The organism is Mycobacterium sp. 141 (assembly GCF_000382405.1).
GTDB lineage: Bacteria > Actinomycetota > Actinomycetes > Mycobacteriales > Mycobacteriaceae > Mycobacterium.
Genome location: NZ_KB908256.1, coordinates 193,130 through 218,797, shown reverse-complemented (window position 1 = coordinate 218,797; position 25,668 = coordinate 193,130). Strand labels below are relative to the sequence as shown.

Annotated in this window: 25 protein-coding genes; 14 read left to right on the top strand and 11 right to left on the bottom strand. The window is 66.2% G+C overall.

All coding sequences use genetic code 11. The features are described 5' to 3' along the window. Positions 1-73: 73 nt before the first annotated feature. From H276_RS0103765 to H276_RS0103740, 6 genes are all read left to right on the top strand, one after another. Complete coding sequence (locus H276_RS0103765) at positions 74-1,360, top strand: CdaR family transcriptional regulator (protein ID WP_019969973.1); 1,287 nt, start codon at positions 74-76, stop codon at positions 1,358-1,360. Positions 1,361-1,523: 163 nt separating this feature from the next. Beyond that, entirely contained in the window at positions 1,524-2,441 is a 918-nt protein-coding gene (locus tag H276_RS0103760) for an ACP S-malonyltransferase (RefSeq protein ID WP_155942938.1), read from the top strand. An 85-nt stretch (positions 2,442-2,526) separates the two neighbouring features. Continuing rightward, entirely contained in the window at positions 2,527-2,826 is a 300-nt protein-coding gene (acpM, locus tag H276_RS0103755) for a meromycolate extension acyl carrier protein AcpM (protein WP_018599434.1), read from the top strand. Next, complete coding sequence (kasA, locus tag H276_RS0103750) at positions 2,823-4,073, top strand: 3-oxoacyl-ACP synthase KasA (protein ID WP_026356555.1); 1,251 nt, start codon at positions 2,823-2,825, stop codon at positions 4,071-4,073. Before acpM ends, kasA begins: the two co-directional genes overlap by 4 nt. 40 nt (positions 4,074-4,113) lie before the next feature. Further along, complete coding sequence (gene kasB, locus H276_RS0103745; RefSeq protein ID WP_019969970.1) at positions 4,114-5,367, top strand: 3-oxoacyl-ACP synthase KasB; 1,254 nt, start codon at positions 4,114-4,116, stop codon at positions 5,365-5,367. Positions 5,368-5,422: 55 nt separating this feature from the next. Continuing rightward, positions 5,423-6,850 (top strand): acyl-CoA carboxylase subunit beta, encoded by a 1,428-nt coding sequence (locus tag H276_RS0103740; RefSeq protein ID WP_019969969.1) that lies wholly within the window; start codon positions 5,423-5,425, stop codon positions 6,848-6,850. An 88-nt stretch (positions 6,851-6,938) separates the two neighbouring features. Here H276_RS0103740 and H276_RS0103735 read toward each other — a convergent pair whose 3' ends face one another. After that, entirely contained in the window at positions 6,939-7,688 is a 750-nt protein-coding gene (locus H276_RS0103735) for an SDR family oxidoreductase (RefSeq protein ID WP_026356554.1), read from the bottom strand. 87 nt (positions 7,689-7,775) lie between these two features. On the opposite strand from H276_RS0103735, the gene H276_RS0103730 reads away from it, so the two are divergent. Beyond that, positions 7,776-8,681, top strand: coding sequence for a LysR family transcriptional regulator (locus tag H276_RS0103730; protein ID WP_019969967.1), 906 nt, complete (start codon positions 7,776-7,778; stop codon positions 8,679-8,681). On the opposite strand, the gene H276_RS0103725 is transcribed toward H276_RS0103730, so the two are convergent. The 4 genes from H276_RS0103725 to H276_RS0103710 form a co-directional block, all read right to left on the bottom strand. Beyond that, a complete protein-coding gene (locus H276_RS0103725; RefSeq protein ID WP_019969966.1) occupies positions 8,655-10,226 on the bottom strand; it encodes an FAD-dependent monooxygenase in 1,572 nt (523 codons plus the stop codon). The genes H276_RS0103730 and H276_RS0103725 overlap by 27 nt on opposite strands. Positions 10,227-10,304: 78 nt before the next feature. Next, a complete protein-coding gene (locus H276_RS0103720) occupies positions 10,305-10,925 on the bottom strand; it encodes a TetR/AcrR family transcriptional regulator (RefSeq protein WP_019969965.1) in 621 nt (206 codons plus the stop codon). A gap of 35 nt (positions 10,926-10,960) precedes the next feature. Further along, the gene (locus H276_RS0103715) at positions 10,961-12,595 is read right to left on the bottom strand and encodes a glycerol-3-phosphate dehydrogenase/oxidase (protein WP_019969964.1); all 1,635 of its coding nucleotides are present in this window, start codon (positions 12,593-12,595) and stop codon (positions 10,961-10,963) included. Then, on the bottom strand, positions 12,592-13,176 hold the full coding sequence (locus H276_RS0103710) for a TetR/AcrR family transcriptional regulator (protein WP_019969963.1): 585 nt from the start codon (positions 13,174-13,176) through the stop codon (positions 12,592-12,594). The genes H276_RS0103715 and H276_RS0103710 overlap by 4 nt, the downstream gene beginning before the upstream one ends. A gap of 50 nt (positions 13,177-13,226) precedes the next feature. On the opposite strand from H276_RS0103710, the gene H276_RS0103705 reads away from it, so the two are divergent. The 4 genes from H276_RS0103705 to H276_RS0103690 all read left to right on the top strand — a co-directional run bounded on the left by H276_RS0103705 (position 13,227) and on the right by H276_RS0103690 (position 18,531). Beyond that, a complete protein-coding gene (locus H276_RS0103705; protein WP_026356553.1) occupies positions 13,227-14,795 on the top strand; it encodes an FAD-binding oxidoreductase in 1,569 nt (522 codons plus the stop codon). A gap of 100 nt (positions 14,796-14,895) precedes the next feature. Then, positions 14,896-15,798 carry a diacylglycerol kinase gene (locus H276_RS0103700; protein ID WP_019969961.1) on the top strand — a complete coding sequence of 301 codons (903 nt, stop codon included), beginning with the start codon at positions 14,896-14,898 and terminating at the stop codon, positions 15,796-15,798. A gap of 107 nt (positions 15,799-15,905) precedes the next feature. Next, positions 15,906-17,987, top strand: a complete 2,082-nt coding sequence (locus H276_RS0103695) for a DUF4185 domain-containing protein (RefSeq protein ID WP_019969960.1) — start codon at positions 15,906-15,908, stop codon at positions 17,985-17,987. A gap of 13 nt (positions 17,988-18,000) precedes the next feature. Continuing rightward, on the top strand, positions 18,001-18,531 hold the full coding sequence (locus H276_RS0103690) for a hypothetical protein (protein ID WP_019969959.1): 531 nt from the start codon (positions 18,001-18,003) through the stop codon (positions 18,529-18,531). 4 nt (positions 18,532-18,535) lie between these two features. Here the strand turns inward: H276_RS0103690 and H276_RS0103685 are convergent, their stop codons facing one another. The 3 genes from H276_RS0103685 to H276_RS0103675 form a co-directional block, all read right to left on the bottom strand. Further along, complete coding sequence (locus H276_RS0103685; RefSeq protein WP_018599422.1) at positions 18,536-19,048, bottom strand: DUF3145 domain-containing protein; 513 nt, start codon at positions 19,046-19,048, stop codon at positions 18,536-18,538. Between the two features lie 113 nt (positions 19,049-19,161). After that, positions 19,162-19,995 (bottom strand): serine hydrolase, encoded by an 834-nt coding sequence (locus H276_RS0103680; RefSeq protein ID WP_019969958.1) that lies wholly within the window; start codon positions 19,993-19,995, stop codon positions 19,162-19,164. Positions 19,996-20,038: 43 nt separating this feature from the next. Next, on the bottom strand, positions 20,039-20,914 hold the full coding sequence (locus H276_RS0103675; protein WP_231376593.1) for a chemotaxis protein CheY: 876 nt from the start codon (positions 20,912-20,914) through the stop codon (positions 20,039-20,041). 70 nt (positions 20,915-20,984) lie between these two features. Here H276_RS0103675 and H276_RS0103670 point away from each other — a divergent pair, with 70 nt between their 5' ends. Next, entirely contained in the window at positions 20,985-22,073 is a 1,089-nt protein-coding gene (locus H276_RS0103670; RefSeq protein WP_019969956.1) for an S-(hydroxymethyl)mycothiol dehydrogenase, read from the top strand. A 14-nt stretch (positions 22,074-22,087) separates the two neighbouring features. Further along, entirely contained in the window at positions 22,088-22,702 is a 615-nt protein-coding gene (locus tag H276_RS0103665) for an MBL fold metallo-hydrolase (RefSeq protein WP_196807837.1), read from the top strand. Positions 22,703-22,904: 202 nt separating this feature from the next. On the opposite strand, the gene H276_RS0103660 is transcribed toward H276_RS0103665, so the two are convergent. Next, entirely contained in the window at positions 22,905-23,465 is a 561-nt protein-coding gene (locus H276_RS0103660; protein ID WP_026356552.1) for a TetR/AcrR family transcriptional regulator, read from the bottom strand. A 122-nt stretch (positions 23,466-23,587) separates the two neighbouring features. On the opposite strand from H276_RS0103660, the gene H276_RS0103655 reads away from it, so the two are divergent. Beyond that, positions 23,588-24,334, top strand: coding sequence for an SDR family oxidoreductase (locus H276_RS0103655; RefSeq protein ID WP_019969953.1), 747 nt, complete (start codon positions 23,588-23,590; stop codon positions 24,332-24,334). A 1-nt stretch (position 24,335) separates the two neighbouring features. On the opposite strand, the gene H276_RS0103650 is transcribed toward H276_RS0103655, so the two are convergent. Continuing rightward, positions 24,336-25,397: a DUF4185 domain-containing protein gene (locus tag H276_RS0103650; protein WP_036460595.1), complete on the bottom strand. Its 1,062-nt coding sequence runs from the start codon at positions 25,395-25,397 to the stop codon at positions 24,336-24,338. Between the two features lie 56 nt (positions 25,398-25,453). Continuing rightward, positions 25,454-25,588, bottom strand: coding sequence for a hypothetical protein (locus H276_RS25495; protein WP_019969951.1), 135 nt, complete (start codon positions 25,586-25,588; stop codon positions 25,454-25,456). Between the last annotated feature and the right edge of the window lie 80 nt (positions 25,589-25,668).

Genomic DNA, 25,668 nt, shown 5'->3' with positions numbered 1-25,668 from the left:
TCGCGTACCTAGGTGTCTGCTCGCGGAGAAGGGTTTGGAGGAATCGACTAGAACATCGGCGTAGCTTTTAGGGATGACCGACAAACGGTTTGTCCCGCCGAAGACCACGGTCGAGGTTTTGGAAGCAGTGCCGGACTCGGTGCTGCGCCGGCTGAAGCAATACTCCGGCCGGCTCGCCACCGAGGCCGTGCACGCGATGGAAGACCGCTTGTCGTTTTTCGCCGAGCTCGACGCATCGCAGCGGGCAAGCGTGCAGCTGGTGGTCCAGACTGCCGTCGTCAACTTCGTGGAGTGGATGCGCAACCCGCAGAGCGACGTCGGGTACACCGCACAGGCCTTCGAGGTTGTGCCCCAAGATCTGCGGCGCCGGATCGCCCTACGGCAGTCGGTGGAGATGGTGCGCACCACCATGGAGTTCTTCGAGGAAGTTGTACCGCTGCTGGCGCGCTCGGAGGAGCAGCTGACCGCGCTGACCGCTGGGATCCTGCGGTACAGCCGCGACCTGGCGTTCGCCGCCGCCAGTGCCTACGCCGACCAGGCCGAGGCCCGCGGCGCCTGGGACAGACGGATGGAGGCCAACGTCGTCGACGCAGTGGTGCGCGGTGACGTCGGCCCCGAGTTGCAGTCCCAGGCTGCCGCACTGAACTGGGATGCCACCGCCCCCGCCACAGTGATCGTGGGCCTGCCCCACCCGGACCGCATAGACTTGGCCAGCGACGACGTACGTGACGTGGTGCAGCGCCACGACCGGACAGCACTGTCGGATGTGCACGGCACCTGGCTCGTCACCATCGTGTCCGGCCCGTTGTCGCCGACCGACCGGTTCCTGTCTGAACTGATGATCGTGTTCGCCGACGGCCCGGTGGTGATCGGTCCGTTGGCCCACACCCTGGCGGCCGCGCACCGCAGCGCGACCGAGGCCATCTCCGGAATGAACGCCGTGGCCGGGTGGAGCGGTGCGCCTCGACCGGTCCCGGCTCGCGAACTGCTGCCGGAGCGGGCGCTATTGGGTGATCTGGACGCGATCGCGACGTTGGCAACCGAGGTGATGCGACCGCTCGCCGACGCGGGTCCAGCACTCACCGAAACCCTCGACGCCTACCTCGATTCCGGGGGTGCGATCGAGGCCTGCGCCCGCAAATTGTTCGTTCATCCAAATACGGTGCGGTACCGACTAAAACGGATCGCCGACTTCACCGGACGTGACCCCGCGGTACCCCGGGACGCCTATGTATTGCGGGTAGCGGCCACCGTCGGACGGTTGAGTGCGCAGCCGTCTCAGTCGAGGACGCCAAACAGCATCGCCAAGGCCGTTCCCGCCGTCGGACCGGCCGGCGGGGGCGGGCGTCGGGCCTGGTAGCGGCAATCTCACGACAAACATGTGTCGCGGTGAGGTATCGGGCATGTCGCATCACGTGCACTTTTGTGGACTTTCCACAAAAACATAAGACAAGGTTCATAATCTCTTACACGGCGCAAAACCATCTTCACAGTGTTCTCTTAAAGACGTGCCTCAAGGACCCGTGCTCGCATTGCTTGCCCCCGGACAGGGCTCGCAGACACCCGGCATGCTCGCCCCCTGGCTGGAGCTGCCGGGCGCCGCTGACCGTCTCGCGACCTGGTCGCAGATCAGCGGACTGGATCTGGCCCGTCTGGGCACCACGGCAACGGCCGAGGAGATCACCGACACCGCGGTGACACAGCCGCTCGTGGTGGCGGCGACGCTGCTGGCCCATGAAGAACTCGTCCGGCGCGGTGTACTCGACAAGATCGCTCCCGCCGAGATCATCGTCGCAGGCCATTCCGTCGGTGAGATCGCTGCCTACGCGATCGCCGGCGTGATCTCCGCCGACGATGCGGTCAAGCTGGCCGCCACCCGCGGCGCCGAGATGGCCAAGGCCTGCGCCATCGAGCCCACCGGCATGTCGGCGGTGCTGGGCGGCGACGAGGCCTCCGTACTTGAAACGCTGGCTCGACTCGACCTGGTCCCGGCCAACCGAAACGCCGCAGGCCAGATCGTGGCCGCCGGCACCGTGTCGGCGCTGGAAAAACTGGCCGAAGACCCGCCGGCCAAGGCTCGGGTGCGCCAGCTCGCTACTGCAGGCGCTTTCCACACCCAGTTCATGGCTTCCGCGCTCGACGGGTACGCCGCGGCTGCGGAGTCTGTAACGACCGCTGAACCTACCGCGACGCTTCTGTCGAACGCCGACGGGCAGCCCGTGGCTTCGGCCGCCGACGCGATGCAGAAGCTGATCGCCCAGCTGACCAAGCCTGTGCGTTGGGACCTGTGCACCGCCACGCTCCGCGACCGCAACACCTCCGGGATTGTCGAGTTCCCGCCCGCCGGAACGCTCGTGGGAATCGCCAAACGGGAACTGAAGGGCACCCCAACTCGTCCGATCAAGTCCCCGGACGACCTCGAAACGCTCACCGAGCTCTAGATCCGTTCGACCAGCACGACACAAAGACGTTCCAAAGAGTCCTCCGCACAGGGGGACATACCAACACCAATGAGAAGGAGCCACAGTGGCCGCCAGTCAGGAAGAAATCATTGCCGGTCTCGCCGAGATCATCGAAGAGGTCACCGGCATCGAGCCGTCTGAGGTGACCCCGGAGAAGAGCTTCGTCGACGACCTGGACATCGACTCGCTGTCGATGGTGGAGATCGCGGTGCAGACCGAGGACAAGTACGGCGTGAAGATCCCGGATGAGGATCTGGCCGGTCTGCGGACCGTCGGTGACGTCGTCGCCTACATCCAGAAGCTCGAGGAAGAGAACCCCGAGGCCGCCGCCGCCCTGCGTGAGAAGTTCTCGGCAGACCAGTGACGAGGCCTTCCACTGCTAATGGCGGTTACCCCAATGTTGTGGTAACCGCCGTTACGGCGACGACCTCGATCGCGCCGGATATCGAGAGCACGTGGAAGGGCCTGCTGGCAGGCGAGAGCGGTATCCGCGTCCTCGAAGACGACTTCGTCGAAAAGTGGGATCTTGCAGCCAAGATCGGCGGCCACCTCAAGGAGCCGCTCGATCCACTGATGACCCGCCTGGAGATGCGCCGCATGTCCTACGTGCAGCGGATGGCCAAGTACCTCGGCAAACAGTTGTGGGAAACCGCGGGTAGCCCCGAGGTCGACCCCGACCGTTTTGCGGTCGTGATCGGCACCGGGCTCGGTGGCGGTGAGAAGATCGTCGAGACCTATGACGCGATGAACGAGGGCGGGCCCCGCAAGGTGTCCCCGCTGGCCGTTCAGATGATCATGCCCAACGGTGCGGCCGCAGTCGTCGGCCTCGAGCTCGGCGCCCGCGCCGGGGTCATCACGCCGGTGTCGGCCTGTTCGTCGGGCTCGGAGGGTATCGCCCACGCCTGGCGTCAGATCGTCATGGGTGATGCCGACTTCGCCGTCTGCGGTGGCGTCGAGGGTGCCATTGAGGCGCTGCCCATCGCGGCGTTCTCGATGATGCGTGCGATGTCGACCCGCAACGACGATCCCGAGGCAGCGTCGCGTCCGTTCGACAAGGACCGTGACGGGTTCGTCTTCGGCGAGGCCGGTGCGCTCATGATCATCGAGACCGAGGAGCACGCCCTAGCCCGCGGCGCCAAGCCGCTGGCCCGCATCCTGGGTGCCGGTATCACCTCCGACGCCTTCCACATGGTCGCTCCGGCAGCGGACGGCCTGCGGGCCGGCCAGGCGATGAAACGTGCGATGGAGACCGCGGGACTGGATCCCAAGGACATCCAGCACGTCAACGCCCACGCCACGTCCACCTCGATCGGCGATGTCGCCGAGGCGAATGCCATCCGGGTCGCCGGCGTGGAGCATGCCGCGGTGTACGCACCGAAGTCGGCCCTGGGCCACTCCATCGGCGCCGTGGGTGCCCTGGAGTCGATCCTGACGGTGCTGGCGCTGCGCGACGGCGTCATCCCCCCGACACTGAATTACGAGACGCCTGATCCTGAGATTGATCTCGATATCGTTGCAGGCGAGCCTCGGTACGGCGAATACCAGTACGCCATCAACAACTCGTTCGGATTCGGTGGCCACAATGTGGCCCTGGCCTTCGGACGGTACTGACGCTCAAGCAGTAAGGCACGGAAGGAAAGACACCGTAAATATGGCGGGATTGTCCACGGGTAACGGTCTGCCCAACGTGGTTGTCACCGGCGTAGCCATGTCGACGGCGCTGGCAACTGATGCGGAAAGCACCTGGAAGAAACTGCTCGACGGCCAGAGCGGCATCCGGTTACTCACCGATCCGTTCGTCGAGCAGTACGACCTGCCGGTTCGTATCGGTGGGCACCTTCTGGAAGATTTCGATCACGAGCTGACTCGTGTCGAGCTGCGTCGCTTGTCCTATCTACAGAAGATGTCGACGGTGATCGGCCGCCGGGTATGGGCAAACGCAGGCTCACCGGAGGTCGATACCCGACGACTCATGGTGTCGATCGGCACCGGTATGGGATCGGCCGAGGAGTTGGTATACGCCTACGACGGCCTGCGGAACAAAGGGCTGCGCGCCGTGTCACCACTGGTCGTGCAGATGTACATGCCCAATGGCGCTGCCGCCGCCGTCGGACTCGAGCGCCACGCCAAGGCCGGGGTGAGCACCCTGATCTCGGCTTGTGCGTCCGGTTCCGAAGCCATCGCGAACGCGTGGCGCAACATCGTGTTCGGCGAAGCCGATATCGCCATCTGCGGTGGGGTGGAAACCAAGATCGAAGCCGTGCCGATCGCCGGCTTCGCCCAGATGCGCATCGTGCTGTCCAACAGCAACGACGATCCGCAGGGCGCCTGTCGCCCGTTCGACAGGGACCGCAACGGATTCGTCTTCGGTGAGGCGGGCGCCCTGCTGGTCATCGAGACCGAAGAGCACGCCAAGGCCCGCGGCGCCAACATCCTGGGCCGGCTGATGGGCGCGAGCGTGACCTCCGACGGCTACCACATCGTGGCCCCGGATCCGAACGGCGAGCAAGCCGGTCACGCGATGACCCGTGCCATCCAGCTGGCGGGTCTGCAGCCCGGCGACATCGACCATGTCAACGCCCACGCCACCGGAACCAGCGTCGGTGACGTCGCCGAGGGCAAAGCGATCAACAACGCGATGGGCGGCCACAAGCCGGCCGTGTACGCCCCGAAGTCGGCCCTGGGCCATTCGGTCGGAGCGGTCGGAGCGGTCGAGTCCATCCTCACGGTGCTGGCATTGAAGGAAGGCATCATTCCGCCGACCCTCAACCTGCACAACCTCGACCCGGAGATCGACCTCGACGTCGTCGCCGGCGAGCCGAGGCAGGGTAACTACCAGTACGCAATCAACAACTCTTTCGGATTCGGTGGGCACAACGTCGCGCTCACCTTCGGGAAGTACTGACACACAGCATTTCCCGCAAGGCTGGCCGGCATCCGACAGCTACAAGGAGGTTTGTATGACCATCATGGCCCCCGAGGCGGCTGCCGAGTCACTCGATCCGCGCGACCCACTGCTCCGACTGAAGACGTTCTTCGACGACGGCTGCGACGTCGAGCTCCTGCACGAGCGTGATCGTTCCGGTGTGCTCGCCGCCGCGGGCACCGTCAACGGTGTTCGGACCGTCGCCTTCTGCACCGACGGCACCGTCATGGGCGGTGCGATGGGTGTGGACGGCTGCGCCCACATCGTCAACGCCTACGACACCGCCATCGCAGACCAGAATCCCATCGTCGGCATCTGGCACTCGGGTGGCGCCCGGCTGGCCGAGGGCGTCAAGGCCCTGCACGCGGTCGGCCTCGTGTTCGAGGCGATGATCCGTGCGTCCGGATACATCCCGCAGATCTCTGTGGTCGTCGGCTTCGCCGCCGGCGGCGCGGCCTACGGGCCCGCCCTAACCGACGTGATCGTCATGGCCCCGGACAGTAAGGTGTTCGTCACCGGCCCCGACGTCGTGCGCAGCGTCACCGGCGAGGACGTCGACATGGTGTCGCTCGGCGGCCCCGACGCCCACCACAAGAAGTCCGGCGTGTGCCACATCGTCGCCGACGACGAGCTCGACGCCTACGAGCGGGGCCGTCGCCTGGTCGGATTGTTCTGCCAGCAGGGTCATTTCGACCGCAGCAAGGCCGAGTCCGGTGACACCGACCTGCACGCGCTGCTGCCCGAGTCGGCACGCCGCGCCTACGACGTGCACCCGCTGATCACCGCTCTGCTCGACGAGGGTGTGCCGTTCGAGGAATTCCAGGGCAAGTGGGCACCGTCGATCGTCGTCGGCCTCGGACGACTGGCCGGCCGTACCGTCGGCGTGATCGCCAACAACCCGTTGCGCCTGGGCGGCTGCCTGAACTCCGAAAGTGCCGAGAAGGCAGCGCGTTTCGTGCGGTTGTGCGACGCGTTCGGGGTCCCACTGGTGGTCGTGGTCGATGTGCCCGGTTACCTGCCCGGTGTGGACCAGGAATGGGGCGGCGTGGTGCGCCGCGGCGCCAAGCTGCTGCACGCCTTCGGCGAGTCGACGGTCCCCCGCGTCACGCTGGTGACCCGCAAGATCTACGGCGGTGCCTACATCGCGATGAACGCCCGGTCGCTCAACGCCACCAAGGTGTTCGCCTGGCCGGACGCCGAGGTCGCCGTGATGGGCGCCAAGGCCGCAGTCGGCATCCTGCACAAGAAGAAGCTGGCCGCCGTCGCCGATCCGGCAGAGCGCGACGCCCTGCACGAGGAACTGGCGATCGAGCACGAGCGCATCACCGGCGGCGTGGATTCCGCGATCGAGATCGGCGTGGTCGACGAAAAGATCGACCCGGCGCATACTCGCAGCAAGATCACCCAGGCACTCGCCGAAACACCGCATCGCCGCGGTCGCCACAAGAACATCCCGCTGTAACCACTCAGCTGGCGTGAATGGCCAGTTATTGCACACCACCCAAGGCGAAAAGCCGTGCAATAACTGGCCATTCGGCATTTCGGTGCGGCTACCGCGTGGTGTAACCGCCGTTGGCGAAGATGGTCTGCCCGTTGATCCAGTGCCCTTCACCGGCGAGAAACACCACGAGCGGCGCGATGTCGGTGATCTCGGTCAACCGATTGCCCATGGCCTGGGACTTGTGGAACTCGACGCGCTCGGGAGTCTCCTGCGGGTAGAAGAACGGTGTGTCCATCGGCCCGGGCGCGACGTTGTTGACGTTGATGCCGCGCACCCCGAATTCCTTGGACGCCGCGCGGGTGAAGTGTTCGACTGGGCTCTTCGAGCCGGCATACGTCGAGTAACCATCGGTGTAGGCGGCCAGCAACGCGGTGACGATGGTGACCACCGAGCCGTTGTCGTTGAGCCGCTTGCCTGCCTGCTGCAGGAAGAAGTAGGCCGCCTTGGCGTTGATGTCGAACATCGAATCGTATTCGGCCTCAGTGGTTTCCACGAATGGCTTGCGCAGCACCTTGCCAACGGTGTTGATCGCGATGTCGACACTGCCGAACGCGTCGACCGCGGCGTCGAAGAGTTTCTCGACATTGACAGGCACGGTGAGATCACCCTGCACCTTGATGGCCTTGACCCCGCCGTCCTGCACCACGGCAACCGTCTTGTCGGCATCGGCCTCGGTGGACGCACTGTTGTAGTGGACGGCGACGTTGACGCCCCGCTCAGCGAGAGTGGTGCTGATCAGACCGCCCAGGTTCTTGGCGCCTGCCGCAACGATCGCGGATTTGCCTTCCAGTGTGCTCATGGTTCCGAGGTTAGCCAGCAGATTCACAAATGAATAACGCAAGAATACGGTCTTTCAACAACTGCTACTTGTGAATAAGCTGACGCGATGAGCGAGCGTATCCCCGACCTGCGGCGATTGCGGCATTTCATCGCGGTCGCTGAAGCTGGAGGCTTCACCCGGGCCGCCGCCGAGCTGCACCTGAGCCAGCAGGCGCTGAGCAGCTCGGTTTCTCAGCTGGAAAAAGAGCTCGCCACGTCACTGTTCGTCCGCGAGGGCCGAAGGGTCGTCCTCACCCGGGCCGGCGAATTGCTGCAAAGCGAGGGCCGCGTTCTGCTGGCCGCGGCCCTCACGGTCTCCGAGCGCGTCCGGCAAGCCGCCGGCACCGACGAGGTGTACATCGTCGGCCATACCCCCGCCCTGAGCGGCGCCGAGGTGTACACGCGGCTGGACCGGGCCATCACCGCTTACAGTGACACGTCGTTCACGTTCCGGCAGCTCTACCCTGATCAACTGGCCGACGCGGTGCTCGACGGCACCGTGGCGCTGGGCCTGCGCCGCGCCGTGGTGCCGACCAGCGAACTGGCCACCGCTATCGTCGGGTACGACCGAGTGCGGCTGGCGGTACCGGCCGAGCACCCGCTGGCCGGGCGCGCGACGATCGACATCGCCGAAGTGGCCGGCGAGCGGATCGCCCTGTGGGCACCACCGGGCGCGTCCTACTACAGCGACTTTCTGATGGGCGCCTGCCGCCGCGCTGGGTTCGAGCCGGATTACGTGGTGAGCCGGGTCCAGGGGGCCGCCACGGTCGCCGCGCCGCTCACCACCGGCGCGCTCGCGTTCGTGACGACACCGGCCGGTCCCGCCATGGCCGGACGAGTAGCGGTCATCGACCTGGATCCGCCGTTGCTGGTGCCCATTCAGGCGCTCTGGCAGCGTCACACCGCCTCGACGATACGCGACGCCATCCTGGCCGACGAACCGCCCTCACCGGTCGAGGATCGCAGAAAGTGATTGCCGCAGAGCGGCTTCCGGATCGGCGGGCAGGATCTCGGTACGCCAACCGACGAAGTCGTCGGGCCGCACCAACAGCGCACCGCCGGCGCCGAGTCCGGTGTGCGCCACACCGTCGTCGCCCAGCGCATGCACCGCGACCTCCACTCCGAACGTGGCCGCCACACGTGCAGCCGCAGCCGTCCACGCCGCCGGCTCCCCCACGATGAACAGGGTGAACCCTGGCCCGATCAGATCGAGGGTGGATACCCGCTTCCCGTCGCGGGGTAGCCAGATATGGGGCATACGGGTTCCCGGTTGACCGGTCAGTGCGTCGACGAAGGCCACGGCACCAGGTGACGTATTGGCGGAAGCCACTGCCGCCGAATGGTATTGGTAACCAAGCACCATGGTGAACAGCGGTGCTTCTTCCCCGGCCGACAGGCCCGGTGCCGTGCCGTCGAGCTTGAGCAGAGCCAGCGGCGGTCCAACCAGCGACTGGCGGGCAGCGAACCGGCCGATCGGATACCGCTCGTCGTGATAGGTCACGAGCAGACCGGGCCCGGCAGTGCCATGGTGCACGGCGGCCAGCTTCCAGGCCAGGTTGTGAGCGCTCTGGATGGCCGTGTTCGCACCGCCGGCCTTGAACGGCGGCATGGTATGCGCGGCATCGCCAACCAGATAGATTCGCCCGCTATGGAATTGGGTGGCGACCTGCTCGTACGGCTGCCACGGCGCCACCTCGATGATCTCCAGGTCGACCGATTCTCCGATCGCCGCGGTGAGCACCCGTCGACAATGCTCCGGCGTGAACTGCTCTGCCGATTCACCGCGTTGGGGCAGATATGTGGTGATGAACATGCCGCGGTCACCGTCGATTGCCAGGAAGATGCCATCCGCCTCAGAGTTGCGGACCTGGATCGCGTCACCCTCGCCGAGTTCGGGCACGAGCGCCCGCCAGCGGCCGCGAAAGTAGATGAACACCACGAAGATCGGCAGTGCCCCATAGCCCGACGTATCGATGCCGAGCGTGGTGCGGATCGGGCTGTGCACACCGTCGGCGGCGATCAGATAGTCGGCGTGCACTGTCTCGGTCCCGGTCTCCGAGCTCAACTCGGCCGTGACACCGTCGGCGTCCTCGGTGAAACTCGACAGGCTCGTGCCATATCGAACCTGGCTGCCCCGACGACGGATGTCGGCCAGCAGTATCGGTTCCAGGTGGCTCTGCGGGCAGTACTGGGCCACCGGTTCCGGGCTGAGGCCGACGAACTCGTCGAAGATCGCGTCGACGTCCATCGCCGGTTCCGCTGAGGGGCTGTTCAGGGTCGGTTTGAGAACCACGCCCGAAACGCCGTCGGCGATGGCGTGCACCTGGTCGCCCAGGCCGAGTGCGCGCAGGATCTCGAGGGTGCGGAAGGTCAGGTTGCGGGCCTTCGGGTGGACGAAGGTCTCGCGCCGTTTCTCCACCAACACCGATTCGACGCCGTGCTGGGCCAGCAGATCCGCACAGGCCAGCCCTGCGACGCCCGCGCCGACGATCAGTACGGGGGTCCGAACGTCATTCATCGCACCCTCCTCTCCATACGGAACTAAGTAGTTCCGTCTAACCCCCAATGTGGCACCGCCGGGCGCGATGCGCAACCGCTAGGGCGTTGGAGCCCCGGCAAGCGGCAGGATCACGTCTTCGAGGACGCGTCGCACAAAGACCCGATCGATCGGACGTCCGGTCATCACCCGCAATACGTTGAGACCCAATGCAACATCGGGTATCAGGCTCAGGTCGCGGCCGGGCGGGATCTCCCCGCGCGCCTGCGCGTGGTCGAGCAGCAGTCGGACCATTTGGCGCGGCGGGGAAAGCACAAGGTCATCGAGGGCGGCCGCCAGGACGGGACTGTGCATCGCGGCCGTCGCCACCCCGACAATCACCTGAATTGTGCCCAGACCAGCATCATCGAATTCGGGCACCGCGGCGACAAGCGCTTCGATATCGCCGCGCAGGCTTCCGGTATCGGGCGGCTCGACCGACCCCTGGCGACGCCGCCAGTGCGCGATCGCGTCGGCGACCACCACGGGCTTCGACGGCCAACGACGATAGATCGCGGCCTTGCCAACGCCGGCCCGTGCCGCAATATCGTCCATGCTGAGCCGGTCATAGCCCAGTTCGGCCACACCCCGCAGTGCCGCATCGAGAATCTCTGGGTCACGAGACCGGTCCAAGCGCCCGGGGCTGCGGCGCGGGTTTGATGTCGACGCGGCACCTGCCATAACAGACCATCCTGTCGATACGGATCAGTTCCGCCCTAATATACCCGCGGTCGCACTCGCGCCAGGAACTCCGCGGCAACCTCGGCGGCCCCGGCCCGGTCGCCGGCCACCAGCCCGATGCGGGTGCGACGATCCAGGATGTCGTCGACGGTCAGCGCACCCTCATGCGTCACCGCGTACTCGAATTCCGCTCGCGTCACGTCGATTCCGTCGGCCACCGGCTCGGTCGGGCGATCGCACCCGGCTTGCGTGACGACGTTGGGCGCCTCGGCGCCGTAGCGGGCCACCAGGGACAGTGGCAGTTCCACCGGCGCGCGCAAGGTCGACACCGGATTGGCCGGGGCACCAACCAGGGGCAGGTTGCGGGTGCGGCAAGCGGTGGCGGGCAAGCCGCGCAACGCGACCGCACGATCCAGGACGTCTTCGGCCATGTAACGGTATTCGGTGAGCTTGCCTCCGATGACACTCAGCACGCCGCTGGACGATTCGACCACGGCGTGCTCCCGGGATACGTCGGCAGTTCTGCTGGGCCCTTCGCCTCTGCCTTTGGTGCTCCTCGCGTCCGTGCCCTTGGTGCTCCTCGCGTCCGTGCCCTTGATGCTCCTCGCGTCCGCGCTAATGTCGATCAGCGGTCGCAGCCCCGCGTACGCACCCCGCACATCGGCGGTGGTCAGCGCGGTGGCCAAAGCGATGTTCACGGTGTCGAGCAGGAAGCTGATCTCACTCGGAGTCGGTTGCGGCACATCGGGTATCGGTCCCGGAGCAGCCTCATCGGTGAGTCCCAGATACACCCGGCCGAGCTGTTCGGGCATGGCAAACACGAACCGGTTCAACTCGCCCGGTATCGGGACGGTCAGCGCCGCAGTCGGATTGCCGAAGACTGAAGCGTCGAACACCAAATGCGTGCCGCGACTTGGCCGTAGCGTAATGGACGGGTCCACCTCGCCCGCCCAGACGCCGGCGGCGTTGATCACGGCACGGGCGGTCACGTCGAACGTCTCGCCTGTGACCTGCTCGGTGAGCGTGACCGAATCACCTTGCGCGGCAGTCGCGGCCAACCGGGTCAGGATCCGAGCGCCGTGTTGGGCAGCCGTGCGCGCGACGGCGACCACCAGCCGGGCGTCGTCGATGAGCTGACCGTCGTAGGCCAGAAATGCGCCGTCGAGACCGTCGGTACGCACAGCGGGTACCAGCTCGACCGCACGGGCGGCGTCCACCCGGCGCGACCGCGGCAACACCCTGGCGGGGGTTCCCGCGAGTTTGCGCAGAGCATCCCCGGCGACGAACCCGGTGCGGACCAATGCCCGCGAAGTACGGTTCATCGACGGTAACAGCGGGACCAGCTGCGGCATGGCCTTGACCAGGTGAGGGGCGTTGCGGGTCATCAGGATTCCGCGTTCGATGGCGCTACGCCGGGCGATGCCGACATTTCCGGTCGCGAGGTAGCGCAGCCCACCGTGCACCAGTTTGGAGCTCCAGCGGCTCGTGCCGAACGCCAGATCGTGTTTCTCCACCAGCGCTACGCTCAGCCCGCGGGTGGCGGCGTCGAGTGCGATGCCGGCGCCGGTGATGCCGCCCCCGATGACAAGCACATCGAGGTGCTCGCCATCGGCCAGGGCAGCGAGTTCGGTGACCCGGCGGGCCCGGTTGAGTGCGGCGGAGCGGGTCATGGTGTGAGGTATCCGTTCAGTGCGTGGGTCAGTTCACCGGCGAGCGCATCGGCATCCAAGATCGGCTCGACCATCTGCGCCGATTGGATCGCCGACTGCGTGATCAGCAGGCACATGGTGGCGAGTTGGCGCGGATCGCCTTCCCGCACACTGCCGTCTTCCTGCGCGAGCTTGAGCTCCCCGGCGACCGCATCGATCAGGATCTGCTGGCTGGTGCCCAGTCGTTCGGCGATGTACACCATGGCCAGCTCAGGTGCGGTGTGCAGCACGGCCATGATCACGTCGTCACGCCGCAGCCGCTGCGCGACCTGCACGATCCGCGTCACCAAGGCCGCACGCCCGGGTCCTGTGCTGTCGACGTCGTCGAGCACATGCACGATCCGCGCAGTGAGCAGCGCGGCCAGGATCGAACGGGTGTCCGGGAAGCGGCGGTAGACAGTCGGCCGGCTGACACCTGCGCGGCGAGCGATTTCAGCCAAGGTGACCCGGTCGATGCCGTATGCCAGTACGCAGCCGGCGGCCGCATCGAGGATCCGGTCTCCCAGAGGCTCCCCCGCCCCATCGTTACTGATTGACACCATATGTAATACTGTAACGCATGAGCAGCCCGGCTGAGCAGCTTCTGCCTCCGATGAAATGGAATGCCTGGGGCGATTCCCAAGCCGCCAAACCGCTGTCCGACGGGATCCGAGCCCTACTGCGCCAGGCCCTCGGCGTCGGCGAGACCCAGGTCCCCGAGGTCACCGCCGAGGAGGTTCGCCTCCGGCCGTCGGCGCTCGATGAGACACACCGCACCGGGCTGGCTGCGATCGTCGGCGCACCGTACTGCGCCATCGACGATACGTCCCGGCTCCTGCATGCCGGCGGGAAATCAACCCTGGACCTGTTGCGCCGGAAGGATTCCGAAGCGCAGGATGCGCCCGACGCTGTCCTGCTGCCGGGCTCCGAGGACGAGATCGCCGAGCTGCTGGCTTACTGCTCGGCTCAGCGCATCGCCGTCGTTCCGTTCGGTGGCGGCACCAGTGTGGTGGGCGGCCTCGACCCCCTTCGCGACGGGCTCACCGCCGTCGTCGCACTGGATCTGCGCCGACTGAACCAGCTGATCAGCCTGGACGAAGTGTCTGGCGAGGCCGAGCTTGAGGCCGGGGTCACCGGACCCGACGCGGAGAGACTTCTTGGTGCGCAGGGGTTCTCGCTCGGCCACTTTCCCCAGAGCTTCCAGTTCGCCACCATCGGAGGATTCGCCGCCACCCGGTCCTCCGGGCAGGATTCCGCGGGTTACGGCCGATTCGACGACATGGTCCGCGGGGTGCGGGCGGTGACGCCGGCCGGCGTGCTGGATCTCGGCCGTGCCCCCGCGTCTGCGGCCGGACCGGATCTGCGCCAACTCATCGTCGGCTCAGAAGGCGTGTTCGGGATCATCACCCGGGTCCGGGTGCGCGTTCACCCCGTTCCCGAGTCGACCCGCTACGAGGCGTGGTCGTTTCCCGATTTCGCCACCGGTGCGGATGCGCTGCGCGCCGTCACCCAGACCGGAGCCGGTCCGACCGTGATCCGGCTGTCCGACGAGGTGGAGACGGGGGTGAACCTGGCCACCACGGAAAGCATTGGAGAGCAGAGTATTACCGGCGGCTGCCTGGCCGTCACGGTGTTCGAGGGCACTGAAGCGCATGCGAAGAGCAGTCATGCCGAGACACGGGCCGTACTGGAACAACACGGTGGGACATCGCTGGGCGAGGCACCGGCCCGAGCCTGGGAGCATGGTCGGTTCGGGGCGCCATACCTGCGGGATTCCCTGCTGTCCGCCGGTGCGCTGTGCGAGACGCTCGAAACCGCGACCAATTGGTCGAACGTCGCGGTGTTGAAAGCCGCTGTCACCGAAGCCTTGACCACCGCACTGGCGCCGGCCCTGGTCATGTGCCACATTTCGCATGTGTATGCCACCGGCGCCTCGCTGTATTTCACCGTCGTCGCGGCACAGCGCGGCAATCCGATCGAGCAGTGGCGGTCCGCCAAGGCCGCGGCCACCGATGCCATGGTGCGCACCGGCGGCACCATCACCCACCATCACGCAGTCGGCGCCGATCATCGGCCATGGATGGGTGCCGAGATCGGCGAACTCGGCGTCGAGGTGCTGCGCGCCGTCAAGCGCACCCTGGACCCGGCCGGAATCCTCAACCCGGGCAAGCTGATTCCGTGAGACCGCGGACGCGAGGAGCAAAATGACACCGCGGACGCGAGGAGCAAAATGACACCGCGGACGCGAGGAGCAAAATGACACCGCGGACGCGAGGAGCAAAATGATTGGAGCGCTGGCCCACGTCACGGTGCTGACCAATCCGCTATCTGGGCACGGCAATGCGCCACACGCTGCCGAACGCGCAATCACCCGGTTTCAGCGGCACGGGTTGGATGTGAACGCCATCGTGGGCACCGATGCCGATCACGCCCGCCGCCTCGTCGGTGAGGCCCTCGAGGCCGGAACCGATGCGCTCGTGGTGGTCGGTGGGGACGGCGTGATCTCGCTGGCTCTGCAGGAGTTGGCCCAGGGTGATGTGCCGCTGGGCATCGTGCCGGCTGGCACCGGGAACGATCATGCCCGTGAATTCGGCCTGCCCACAAATGATCCCGAAGCCGCGGCCGATGTGATCGCCGCCGGACGCACCGAGACCATCGACCTCGGTCGCATCGTCGACCGCGCCGGTGTCGTCAAGTGGTTCGGCACCGTGATGGCTGCCGGCTTCGACTCGCTGGTCAGCGACCGCACCAACCGCATGCGTTGGCCGCACGGCCGAATGCGCTACAACGTGGCCATGGTCGCCGAGTTGTCGAAGCTGCGTTTGTTGCCGTTCCGGCTGGCTTTCGACGGCGGACCGGAGGTCACGACCGATCTGACACTGGCGGCCTTCGGCAACACCCGCAGCTACGGTGGCGGCATGCTGATCTGCCCGGGCGCCGACCACGCCGACGGTCTGCTCGACATCACCATGGTCCATTCGGCGTCGCGCACCAAGCTGATTCGCGTGTTCCCCAGGGTGTTCAAGGGCACCCACGTCAATCTGCCCGAGGTCACCACCAGGCGGGCCGCGACCGTGGAGGTCGACTGCCCAGGTATCAACGCCTATGCCGACGGGGATTTCGCTGCGGCCCTTCCGGTGACAGTGTCCGCGGTATCTCAGGCGCTCCGGATCCTCGTGCCCTGACCTGTACCTGTCGGCCGCTGTGGTGCGGTATCGGCGTGTTCTTCCCGATGTGCTGAGCTGTACACGGTACGTTGCTGCGGGTGGGTGGATCGAGTCAACGGAGCCTCATGAATGCAAGCAAGCACGTCGGCCGCGCCGGCGCACTGGCCGTCGCGCTCGGCATCGGTACGGCACTGACCGCCGGAACCGGTGTCGCATGGGCCGACGACGGCGGCAGCGACACCGGCAAGACCAGCACCACCAGCAGCAGCGAAGGCAAGACCCGCCGGACAACCAGTTCGGCAACGCCCCGCAAGGGGCCACTATCGAAGATCGGCGACCGCATCCACAAGGATGTCGATGGTGCCGGAAGTGCCCTGAAGCGCAGCCCCCGTAATCAGCTCGGCATATCATCGCCGCGCGCGGACACACGCGTGAAGGTCAAGGGCGAGGCTCCAAAACGGGTTGCGCCGCGCGCGAGTAGCGGGAAGCTCGACACCACCAGGGTCGTCCCCGAGGCCGCCGGTACCGTGCCGGATCTGCACCGGACCGAAGCCCCCAACACCGTGGTCGTGAAGGTCAAGGACGCGACTGCGGCTGCGGCGCAACACAACCCGGATACTGCGCCGACTCCTACCGCACGTCTTTCCCCGCTGGAGGCGGGCACCCGACCGGTTACACCCAGCCCATCGCCCGCGCTGTGGACCGTAATGGCTTGGGCCCGTCGGGAAACCGAGCGAACGGTCAACCCGAACGGCACCACGAGCCTGGCAGCGGTGAACGACGCGGCATCGGTGGCCGCGGTGAGTGATGTCCAGCTGACGGCGGCAATCAGCCCGAACACGACAGTGGGCCCCAACCAGCTGACTCCCAAGCCAGCAGCCCCGCAGGTCGGTCAGACCACCTCCGTCGGTTGGGTGACCGGCGATTCCACGGCATCGTGGTATGTGGGAGGCACCGATCTCGGCATCATGTGGGACAACGGCGCAGGAAAGATTCTGACCATCTTCGGCGACACCTTCAACGACAGCGCGATGACCACCGGTTGGCGCAACAATGTGTTGTTCCGTACGGGCGACCGGAATTTGGGCGACGGCTTGCAGTTCGACGAAGGCGTGGTCACTCCAGGTGGAACCGGTCCGGGCACCAACTACGACGCCAATATGTGGTGGGGTCCGGCAGCGAGTTATCAGAACGGACTTGGCGCGGGCCCCATCGGCGCAGCACAAGTGATCCTGGCGAGTCCTGCCCTCAACGGTCTGGTCGGTACCACCTACACGATGATTCCCACCTCGGCCATTTCGGTCACCCAGGGTGACAAGACCACCCAGTATGTGACGGTCATGTCGGTGCGGACGTGGGACAACCCGGGCAGCTGGACCACCAACTACTCCGCGATCGCCTACTCCACCGACGGCGGCGAGCATTGGACCGTCGATCCCGATACCGTGCGGGCCTCGGGCTTCTTACGAACCAACCAGTCGTTCGTCGCCGGCAATCAGAACTTCCAGCAGAACGCGCTGGTGTATGGCAATGCCGATGATCCCAACTCGTGGACGTCAGGCACGGTCGGCGGGGGTGAGCGCTACGTCTACGTCTACGGAACGCCTTCGGGCCGTCAGGGTTCAGCCTATGTTGCGCGCGTCGCCGAGAGTGACCTCACCAATCTCGGCGACTACGAGTACTGGTCAGGCGAGGACAAGGGCGGGTGGGTCAAAGGTGATCCCTCGGCGGCGACATCGGTGATCGGCGGCGGCAACAGCAATTACCTGCCACTGCTGCCCAAGACCGGGTTCCTCGGCTACATCAACAAGGCGATCGCAGGCTTCGTCAACGGCATCTGGGTCGGCGGTATCCCGACCGGAGGCAACGTCAGCGAGATGTCCGTGCAATACAACGAATATCTCGGGAAGTACGTCGTGCTGTATACCGACAGCGGCAACAACGTCGTGATGCGAGTGTCCGACTCACCGCAGGGCGAGTGGTCCGATGCCACCGTCCTGGTGGAGAACAACACGCTCGTCACGGATCCCGTTCTGGGGACCACACAGTCAGGCATGTACGCGCCGATGATCCACCCGTGGTCGGGTACGGATCAGCTGGGCACCGAGAACGAGCAGTACCTGTACTACAACCTCTCCTACTGGGGCGCCTACAACGTCGCGCTCAAGCAGACCGACCTCTCACCCATGAAAATCCAGTACACGTAACAGAACTGTCGTCATGAACCGTTCACTCGTACTCGCTGTGGCCGCCGTCGGGACGGCCGCCGCAGTGGGTGCCGGGGCGTGCGCCCGGGCGAATCCCGAACCAGCACAGCCGGGCCCGTCCGAGACCGCAGCCCCGCGGGCCGGTTCGGGGTGTGACGACAATCTCGACGGCGCGTTGACGGCATTGCCCCAGCCGGCCGCAGAAACCGGCACCGCGAAGAACTTGCTGCAGTGCTCCGGCGGGGCGTGGCAGGGATACCTCGACCCCTATCCGGCCTCGGATCGCTGGCTGACCACCGGGCCCGATTTGGTTCTGCACGGCCAGGGCCGGAGGAACCCCGAGGTGCGAGCAGGTACGTGGACGGCAACGCCGCAGACCGATGAAACATCTTGTCGTGCCGAGGTTGTCGACGTCGTGGCTGCCGGTGAAACGTCGGCACCCGAAACGCACGCCGCCGATCCGGGCCAGCCGCTGACATTGGAACTCAGCGACCACCTGTTCACGGCGACGCTCGGTGGCTACTGCTTGTGGCAGCGCGGCTGACGCGCTACCCGACTCCCCTGTTGAGCCAGCTGACCTCGCCGGCGTCCCCGCCGTCACGATAGGGCTCCAACGCTTCGTCCCAGGCCGTGCCAAGTACTGAATCCAGTTCGGCGGCCAGCATGTCAGCGCCGCCGGCCATCAACGTCCGCAGCCGCATCTCACCGACCATGACATCGCCGTTGGCACTCATCGCACCGCTCCACAGACCGAGCTGCGGAGTATGGCACCAACGGTGGCCGTCGACACCGGCGCTGGGATCCTCGGTCACCTCGAACCGCAGCACCGACCAGGACCGCAGAGCGTTGGCCAACTGCGCTCCCGTGCCGACCGGGCCGACCCAATTGGTGACGGCGCGTAGCTGCCCCGGCATCGCCGGTTGGGGCGTCCACTTGAGATTCGCCCGCGCCGACAGGGTCGACGACAACGCCCACTCGACATGCGGGCAGACCGCCGCGGGTGAGGCGTGGACATAGACCACACCCGTCGCCGCGTCGGCGAACTGGTTCGACGCACGCATCTGCTACTCCTTCGGCTTCACGAGGGACGTCTTCCCCAACGACCTAGCGATACCGATCGAGTAATGCAGTTGTGTCGTGCGTGTCTATTGTGCCTTGTGTGGCCTATGTTGCGCTAGTCTGACCCGATTTCTCTCAGGACACCATCAGATATTGCCGGCCACAGCGGGTACGTCCACTCCCCGAAGTTGCGGTCGGTAAGCACCACCAACGCCGCATCAGCGTCGGGATCCACCCACAGAAACGTCCCTGACTGGCCGAAATGGCCGAACGTGGCCGGAGAGTTGGTCGCGCCGGTCCAGTGCGGCGATTTGCTGTCGCGAATCTCGAACCCAAGCCCCCAATCGTTGGGCCGCTGTGCGCCGAAGCCCGGTAACACACCCGAGAGGCCGGGAAACTGCACCGTGGTGGCGGCCGTGTGCATCGCCGGGGACACCAGCGCCGGCCGCAACAGCTCACGAGCGAACTTCGCCAGGTCGGCGACTGTCGACGTGCCCCCGAATCCCGCAGCCTCGGCCCCGCCGGACAGCGTCGACGCCGACATCCCGAGTGGTTCGAATACCGACTCGGTGAGGTACTGACCGAACTCGATCCCCGACTCTTTCTCGATCGCCTGTGCCAGCAGCGCGAATCCGGCGTTGGAGTAGATGCGACGCGTACCAGGCTTGGCGAGGACCTCAGTCGACAGCATCGCCAAGCCCGAGGCGTGCGCGAGGAGATGGCGGATGGTCGAGCCGGGCGGGCCGGCCGGCGTGTCGAGTTCGACGACCCCTTCCTCGACAGCGATCTGCGCGGCCCGCGCCACCAACGGCTTGGTCACCGACGCAAGCGCGAACGGCTTGGCCGTATCACCACGGGCGTCACGCACCCCAAAAGGCCCCACCACCGCGACGGCCGCGGCCGTCACCGGCCAGTCGTCAAGGACTTCCAGAACATCCGCAACGCTCATCGGTGCCCTCTGCTCTTCGCGCAAGCGCTCATCGCCCGAAAATCTAGCCCGTCCGCCCCATGCCACGCGCAAGTAATCCGTCCGCCAAACCGGCGGCCACGGCGTCCACTTCGGCAACCAGGCGCCGCAAGTCGACGCCGCGCCGCATCAACTCGGTGGTGTCGGCACTCGACTCCACCGAGAGCCGGTACACATCGCAGATCGCACTGTAGGCCGATTGCGAGGCCTGCGTGGGTTCGCACCACTGTTGCATCGAACGGGTCCAGGACCGCAGCCGCTCGCGGTCGCCACGACGCTGTGCCAGGCTCAACACTCGCCGGTAGACATCGCCGGCCCACTCCATCGGTACTCGCTCATCGAGCATCGGCAACAGAACATCGTCGAGCGTCGCCACCCCGGCGGCGTCGTCGGCCGCAACGGCGCTCAGACCCTCGAGCACCCGCGCCAGCGTCGTCACGGCCACGTCGTCGATGCGTCCGGCGATTCCCGCAAGCTCCCGCGCCGCGTCGGCCTGCTGGCTCGATTCGCCGGCGTCGGCCGCCATCACCCCGGTGAGATACCTCAGGTAACCGTGCGCGCCGACCTCGGGAACACCGCGCAGGAGCACCTCAGCCCGCTGCTCCCAATGTCGCGCCAGGGCGAGATGACCACGAGCCAGCCAGGCCAGGCCGAGTTCGGCTGCCTTCATGGCAGCCTGAACCGGATCCGTGCGCAGTAAGCGGCTGTGGACACGTTCATTGATTCGCACGGCTTCCCCGCCGTGGCCCTGACGCCAGGCCACCGCGGCGAAAACCGCGAGGTCGTCAGTGTCGAGTGCCTGCACACCTTCGACACGACTGAAGGATTCGTAACTGGTGCGCCAGTCATTTCGCCGGTACGCCGACCGCGCGACGACGAGAAGTTCGGTTCGATCGTCCACCACAACCAACGATATCGCGAAGGTGCGCAAGGGACCGTCGGTTCGGTGCGCCCGGTATTAGGTTATGAGCATGAGCCAGACTGTTCGTGGCGTCATCGCCAGTGGCGCCAAAGCGCCCGTCGAGTTGGTGGAGATTGTTATTCCGGATCCGGGCCCCGGTGAGGTCGTGGTGTCCATTCAGGCGTGCGGGGTGTGCCACACCGACCTGACCTACCGCGACGGCGGGATCACCGAAGAATTCCCTTTCTTACTCGGCCACGAAGCCGCAGGCATCGTCGAGTCGGTGGGCGAGGGTGTCACCCACGTCGCCCCCGGTGATTTCGTGATACTCAACTGGCGTGCGGTGTGCGGGGAATGCCGCGCCTGCAAACGCGGCCGCCCCCACCTGTGTTTCGACACCCACAACGCCATCCAAAAGATGACCCTCACCGACGGCACCGAACTCACCCCGGCCCTGGGCATCGGCGCCTTCGCCGACAAAACCCTGGTGGCCGAAGGTCAATGCACCAAAGTCGACCCCACCGCCGACCCCGCCATCGCCGGACTACTCGGCTGCGGCGTCATGGCCGGCATCGGCGCCGCCGTGAACACCGGGGCGGTCACGCTCGACGACACCGTCGCCGTCATCGGCTGCGGCGGCATAGGCGATGCCGCCATCGCCGGCGCCCACCTGGTCGGCGCCAGGATGATCATCGCCGTCGACACCGACAACGCAAAGCTCAACTGGGCCCGCGGCTTCGGGGCCACCCACACCATCAATGCCCGTGAACTCGACCCGGTCGAAACCATCCGGGAGCTCACCGACGGCGTCGGCGCCGACGTCGTGATCGATGCGGTCGGCCGCCCCGAAACCTGGAAGGAGGCCTTCTACGCTCGCGCGCTGGCCGGCACCCTCGTGCTGGTCGGCGTTCCCGTCCCTGGCATGAGGCTGGAGATGCCGCTGGTCGACTTCTTTTCCCGCGGTGGATCATTGAAGTCCTCGTGGTATGGCGACTGCTTACCCGAACGCGACTTCCCCACCCTCATCTCCCTCTATATGCAGGGCCGCCTCCCCCTACAGAAGTTCGTCACCGAACGCATCAGCCTGGATAGCGTCGAAGACGCCTTCCATCGCATGCATGCCGGTGAGGTGCTGCGGTCGGTGGTGGTGGTGAAGTGAGCTCGGCATCCAACATTCAGCGAGTCGTCACCTCGGGAACCTTCAGCCTCGATGGCGGGACCTGGGACGTCGACAACAACATCTGGCTCGTCGGTGACGACAAGGAGGTGATTGTGTTCGACGCCGCTCACACTGCACAACCGATCATCGACGCCGTCGGTGGCCGCAACGTCGTCGCGGTGGTCTGCACCCACGGGCACAACGACCACATCACCGTCGCCCCTCAACTCGCGGCTGCCCTGGACGCCCCGGTGCTGCTGCACCCGGCCGACGAGATGCTGTGGCGAGAAATCCACCCTGACGACACCTTCCACCCCGTCACCGACCACCAGGTACTGACCGTCGCCGGAATCGACCTCCACGCTCTCCACACCCCCGGGCACTCCCCGGGCTCCGTCTGCTGGTCAGCACCCGACTTGAGCGCTGTCATCTCCGGGGACACCCTGTTCCACGGCGGCCCCGGCGCCACCGGACGCTCCTACTCCGACTTCCCTACCATCCTGGACTCCATTTCCAAACGGCTCGGCGTCCTGCCCGGAGAGACCGTGGTCTACACCGGCCACGGCGACACCACCACCATCGGAGACGAAATCGTTCATTACGACGACTGGGTGGCGCGCGGCCACTGACGATGCACCGCGAGGTACGAGTGGGGAGGAGGAAGCGGCCAAACCAACACCGCCACTGACGATGCATCGCGGGCAGATTCGCCCACTCGGCGCTACATGCCGCGTGACGAACCCGCCGGTCAGCTATTGAGAATGCGGTGCGAATGTTACTCAGCGAATATTGCCGTCGCTTGGCCACCGCGCGTCCCCAGGAGCGCAGTTGTCATGTGCGCGGGGCAGTTCCGGGCCAGCCCGCCAACGCTTGGTCGGCGATCGCGTGCAGCTCCGCACGGCTTGCGCCGCTGCGCGCCTGCACCGAGATCCCTTGACACACAGCCGAGATCCACCGGGCCAGCAGCATGGTGTCCACGTCCGCCAGTTCGCCGGTGGCGACCGCGGCGTCGAACCGGCGCGCCAGCTCCCCCGCGGCCGCATCACGAAACTCGGCCAGCCCGGACGCATTTCCGACCAACAGGCAACCGTGGGTGTCACCGGAAGTCGCCTCGGCCGCGCCGTGCACCATGGCCTCGGCGACCTCCCGTGCGGTCGGCCGGGTGAGCGCCTCGGCCATGTAACCCCCCGGGCCCGCAACGTAGCGTCGCTTGGCGCGTTCGAAGAGCTGTTCCTTGGATCCGAACTCGGCATAGATACCGCGCCGATTCACGCCGGTCGCATCCGTGACGTCACTGATCGACACGCCCTCGAAGCCCCGCTCCCAGAACAGCTTCATGGCCGCGTCCTCGACCTGATCAGCGTCAAACTCCCGCGGCCGCCCTACCGCCATGACGTCACCCCACCGTCTCGTCGTGATACCGGTCACATCGGGAATGATCCCATCGACAACCGGCTTAGCCTGATCATATTTTGTAACCAATCAGTTCGAAACAACTTTGGGAGGGACTCGACATGAGCACAGCACCCCTGACCGGCCGCCGGGCACTGGTAACCGGAGGCTCGCGCGGAATCGGCGCGGCAATCGTGCGCCGGCTGGCCGCCGACGGCGCGGCAGTAGCCTTCACCTACGCCGCCTCGGCGACCGAGGCGGACAGACTGGTCGCCGAGGTGACCACCAACGGCGCCAAGGCGGTGGCCATTCAGGCCGACAGCGCCGATCCCACGCAGGTGGCCGCAGCCGTCGAGCAGGCCGTTGCCAGCCTCGGCGGCTTGGACGTCCTGGTCAACAACGCTGGCGCGGCGTTCGTCGCGCCGATCGACGAGTTTCCGCAGGAACAGTTCGACCGCCTCGTGGCGATCAACATCGGCGGCGTGTACTCGGCGATCCGCAGCGCGGTCGGCCATCTCGGCGAAGATTCCCGAATCATCAATATCGGCAGCATCAATGCCGATCGGGTCCCGGAACCGGGGCTGTCGGTGTACGCGATGACCAAGGGCGCGGTGTCGGCGCTGACTCGTGGGTTGGCCCGAGAACTCGGTCCTCGCGGCATCACTGTCAACAACGTGCAGCCGGGCCCGATAGACACCGACCTGAACCCGGACAAGGGGGAATCCGCCGAAAGCCGCAAGCGAGTCGGCGTCCTGGGACGCTACGGACACGTCGACGACATCGCCGCGGCGGTGAGCTTCCTGGCCGGTCCCGAAACGGGGTACGTGACCGGAGCGAATTGGAACGTCGACGGCGGATACACCGCCTGAGCTACAGGTTAACCCGATCCGTCGGCTGGGGTGTCCTGCTGGTGTCCCTCAGCTGAGCCTTGAATTGCATTGCCCGGTAAGGCCACCCGGTATTGGTGCGCCACTGGGACACCACCAGTCCGACCCCGCCCTGCACGTCGAAGCGTGAGCCCGGCAGCAGGTAGCCGCCATAGAGCTGGGCGACTCTGCTGTCGGCGGGGTCTTCGTCGGCCCACGACGACCCGACGACCGGTGTCTGTAACGGCGTCGTGTACATGTTGGCGACCGGTGAATCGACGACGCGGTAGCCGAGAGCGTATTGCGACGCCAAAAACCCACCCAGAACCCAGGTCCGGGTGGATACCCGGCGGAATGTCAACTCTCCCCATCGTTCTCCGGTCGGGGTGATCGGTGTCACCCGCTGCCCCCAGCCCCAGCTGCCGTTGGCGAAGCCCCAGTAGCTGTACTGGGTGCGTTGCCCGATCTGTTCGGGCCGCACCCGCATCAGGACGATGCCCTTGTCGCGTTGAAAACCGGTCGCCACCACATAAACCCAGCCGTCGTCGGGGTCGTAGTCCCAGGACCAGCACTGCGCGTAGCCGCCCTGGAGATCACCCGGGAACTTGGCCTGCTCCCCCATGTGGGTCCAGGAGACACCGCTGTCGTCCGAGCACCAGATCTCAGTCCACATCACATTGCCGAAGCCGTGGTTGACGATGGCGTGCAGGTAGATCGAATCATCTACGCGGAGCAGATCTGACGGGATCACGGTGCTGATACCGCCGCGCCTCCACCCGCTGGACGCGTCGTCGTGGATGTAGAACCACAGCTGGCGCGCATAGTCGGGATCAGCGCCGGCAGCACGTTCGTAGACGATTTCATGATCGGCGTCGCCGGTTCCGATCAGCGCCACCGGGGAACGCCAATCACCCTGCCCTACTGTGGGGCCCGAGAAGGTATCGCCGAACACCGAGACCAGCTTGCCGTTAGGCGCCACGACCGACGCGCCGAGGTCGGTGGCTGTCACACCGAAGTGGTCGGTGCGGCCCGGCCCGGTCAGGTCGACGACCTTACCGTTGAGCATCGGCAGCGTCGGAGTCTGGTCACCCTGCAATCGGCGGCCGGCACCGCCGCCGACGCTCACGTGCACAACCGCAGGCCACCGAGCGCACAGTCCAGCGGCACGGTCTGCGCCGAGCCGGCAAACCCCACGCCGAGTCCGCTTCCGAGGATCAAGGACAGGGCGGCCGCGGCAGCCGTGCGCTTGAAGGTCACAATGGGTGAGTATCGCAGTCTTCATCAGCGTCGTCACCGGTATCGCCTACCGACGTCTCGGTCGGGCCCGGCGGCGGCCC